This window comes from Streptomyces phaeoluteigriseus (assembly GCF_001896135.2).
Lineage (GTDB): Bacteria > Actinomycetota > Actinomycetes > Streptomycetales > Streptomycetaceae > Streptomyces > Streptomyces phaeoluteigriseus.
In genome coordinates this window covers 1-3254 of record NZ_MPOH02000035.1, presented here as the reverse complement: position 1 = coordinate 3254, position 3254 = coordinate 1, and the positions used below count along the sequence as shown (strand labels likewise).

Genomic DNA, 3254 nt, shown 5'->3' with positions numbered 1-3254 from the left:
GGTCACCTTCCCCGTCCCCGTCCTCCGCCCCGCCCACGGCGACCCCTGTCGCGCGCCCGTCGAAGTCCTCCGAGGCAACGCCGGTGGCGTCCGCGTCGGCCTCGAAGCCGGCGCGGGTGGTCGCCGCGGAGGCGCCGCCGGCGGGCCGGATCCGCCCCGGTGTCACCTACCGCGGACTGGCCACGCACTACGACGCCGGCGACGGCGACGGCGCCTGCCTGTTCGGCCCGAGCGACGGCCTCATGATCGCGGCGATGAACCACACCGACTACGAGACGTCCAAGGCGTGCGGGGCCTACCTCCGCGTCCGGGCGGCGAGCGGAGCCTCCGTCACGGTCAAGGTCACCAACGAGTGCCCGTTGCCCTGCGCGCCCGGCCAACTCGACCTCAGCAAGCAGGCGTTCGCGAAGCTCGGCGCCCTGTCGGCCGGGGAACTCTCCATCACGTGGACCCTGTTGAGCCCCAGCACCACCGACACGGTCGCGATCCGGTACAAGACCGGTTCCACGCGGTACTGGTGCGGGATCCAGGTCGTCGGTGACCGTAACCCGGTGGCGCGGCTGGAGGTCAGGGCGGACGGCACCTGGCGTCCGCTGCCCCGCGCCGAGTTCAACTACTTCCTCTCCGAGCAGGGCACCGGCTGTGGCGGCGCTCTCCGGATCACCGACATCCACGGTGAACAGCTCCGGCTCGACGACATCCCGGTGCGCGCGGACGTCCTGCAACCGACCGGGGTCCAGTTCCGGCAGCACTGATGGCGGTGATGCTCCGGCAGCAGCAGCAGCAGCAGCACCGGTACCGGTACCGGTACCGGTCGGCGATCCGAACAGGGGGACAGTCGTTCAGTCGTTCCCCGAAACCTCTCACCGACTTCCTCGTCGGCCTGGGCCACGTCGTCGGACGGCTGGTCCGAGGTCCGGAAGAGAACGACGCGGCGCCGTCTCCCCGTCCCAGGGAGGCGGCGCCGCCGCGTCCGGCGCGCGGTCGCCGTCAGCCCACCCGGTCGCCCGCGCTGACCGGGTGGACTTCCAGGTCCGCGGTGCCCAGCAGTTCGGCGATCAGTCGGGGGGATCCGCCGACGTACGTGCTCACCAGGTCGACATCACCGCCCAGGCACCAGGAACGGTCGTCGGGCCACCACAGGTCGGGCAGTTCGGCGAACTCGTCCAGCTCGACCGGGCTGACGGCCTCGGCGAGGGCGCCGGCGAGCAGTACCTCGTCCCGGCCGGGGGTCTCGAACGAGGGGAACCGGTCGAAGTCCCAGCGGCCGTAGCCGTTCCACAGCCCGAACCAGCACCGTTCGGGGGCGCGGGTGTGCCGGGCCAGGACGGGGAGGAGGGACAGGGCGAGTGCGGGCGGGGTCGGTCCTTCCGCGGGATGCTCGTCCCAGACGCCGGACAGGCCGTACTCGGAGGCGTTGAGGTAGTCGAGGTCCATGCCGATCACCTCGTGCCAGGCGGCGTCGGGCTCCACGACCCGCCCCAGAGCCGCGGCCACCGTCGCCCACCGCATCGGGCGTCCGTCCAGCGACGCCGGATGCAGCACCCGCGCGTAGGCGGCGAACCCGGGTGCGGCGACACCCGCCACGGTCCCGAAGTCGCCGTACCCGGGGGCCCGTTCGGTGAGCCACTCGGCCGGGCGGAGGTCGCTGGACCGCACACGGAGGCGTCCGTACCGCTCGGGAGCGGGCTCCCGGTCGACCAAGGGCAGATCGCCGTCCGCCCATGGGTCCAGGTGGGGGTACGCGAGAGGGTTGTCGTCCATCCCGCCCATCATGCACGCCGTCGCGCGGCACGTCGCACGATCGGTGCCCTCGGTGCCCTCGGTGCCCTCGGTGCCTTGATGCCTCGATGCCTCGTGCCTCGGTGTCGGGCTCGGCGGGGGAGAAGCCGACGGAAACGCTTGCGGCGCAGCCGGTCAAGGCACCGTTGACGCGCGTAGTGCGGTGCTCCACGCTGTGCACGGGCCGCTGTCGAGACGGCGGCGGCGGTCGGTACGGGAGTCGACGGTCGGGAGGCCGGGATGTTCAGACGCGTGTCACGTCTGCTTGTCTCATTTGTCATGGTCATGGCGGGCGCGTTGGTCGGGGTGGGCGCCACCTCCGGCACCGCGCACGCCGACGAGTGCTACACCTGGAGCCGCACCCTGTCCGAGGGGTCTTCCGGAAGCGACGTCACCCAGCTCCAGATCCGCGTCGCGGGGTGGGTGACCTCGGGTGAACGGCTCTCCTACGACGGCCGGTTCGGCGCGCGCACGACCGCTGCCGTCAAGAAGTTCCAGGCCGCGTACGGGCTGAGCGCGGACGGGGTCGCGGGACCGCAGACCTTCAACCGGATCTACGCCCTCCAGGACGCGGACTGCACACCACTCCACTTCGGCTACGCCGAACTCAACAGGTGCAACTCCGACTGGTCCGGCGGCGCGGTCTCCGCCGCCACCGCCAAGGCGAACGCCCTCAAGACGATGTGGAAGCTGGAGGCGATGCGGCACGCCCTCGGCGACGTCCCCGTCACCGTGTCCAGCGGCTTCCGCTCCTACGCCTGCAACACCGCGGTCGGCGGATCGTCCACCAGCCGCCATCTCTACGGCGACGCCGCCGACCTCACCGGCTCCCCGACCCTGTGCCGACTCGCCCAGCAGGCCAGGACACACGGCTTCTCGGAGATCCTCGGCCCGGGCTACCCCGGCCACAACGACCACACCCACGTGGCCCTCGACCCGTCGCCGTACTGGTCCGCACCGACCTGCGGGATCTGAGCCGGCACCGGCGCACCACCCGCGGCGACCGCCCACCGGCCAACCGACGGCCGGGCGGCCCGCGGGGCTCCCGCTCCCACCCTCCCGACCGCTCCCCACGGCCGTCCGGCGCCGACGCGCCGAGCCCGGCGGTACGTGTCCAGGGCTGGCCGCCTGTCGGCTGCCCGCCCGTGGGGGGAGGCGACCGGTCCCGTACGAAAGGCTCGCCGCCCGTCGGCGACCGGCGCGAGGAGGAAGCGCTCGGTCCCGGCGTACCACCCGCCCTTCCGCCACCCGCACGTCGCGCGCCTCCGGCGGAGTCCGGGCGGAGGGCCCTGGCCGCGCGGGTCGGGTGTGTCGTGTCCACCGTCCCGGTGGCAGGCGGTGTGGTTTCAGGGGCCGGGCCCCGGGTCGGGCCGGGCGGGGGCCTCGATACCGGCGCGGGCTGCTTCCGGCGGCGTCCGGGTGGAGGTCGCGGCCGCGGGTGGGTGTGTCGTGTCCACCGTCCCGGTGGCAGG

3 protein-coding genes are annotated in these 3254 nt (G+C 73.2%); 2 read left to right on the top strand and 1 reads right to left on the bottom strand.

Annotation, left to right across the window (positions count from 1 at the left end; translation table 11 throughout):
- On the top strand, window positions 1-755 hold a 755-nt coding region (locus tag BM536_RS37320), incomplete at its 5' end, for an expansin EXLX1 family cellulose-binding protein (RefSeq protein ID WP_107439667.1).
- 235 nt (window positions 756-990) lie between these two features.
- Here BM536_RS37320 and BM536_RS37315 read toward each other — a convergent pair.
- Window positions 991-1764 carry a hypothetical protein gene (locus BM536_RS37315; protein ID WP_094104041.1) on the bottom strand — a complete coding sequence of 258 codons (774 nt, stop codon included), beginning with the start codon at window positions 1762-1764 and terminating at the stop codon, window positions 991-993.
- 258 nt (window positions 1765-2022) lie between these two features.
- On the opposite strand from BM536_RS37315, the gene BM536_RS37310 reads away from it, so the two are divergent.
- Window positions 2023-2757, top strand: coding sequence for a D-Ala-D-Ala carboxypeptidase family metallohydrolase (locus BM536_RS37310; RefSeq protein ID WP_073500065.1), 735 nt, complete (start codon window positions 2023-2025; stop codon window positions 2755-2757).
- Window positions 2758-3254 lie beyond the last annotated feature (497 nt).

Coding starts and splice junctions, on each gene's coding strand:
- BM536_RS37315 (WP_094104041.1), bottom strand. CDS start 1,764: ATGGACGACAACCCTCTCGCGTACCCCCACCTGGACCCATGGGCGGAC.
- BM536_RS37310 (WP_073500065.1), top strand. CDS start 2,023: ATGTTCAGACGCGTGTCACGTCTGCTTGTCTCATTTGTCATGGTCATG.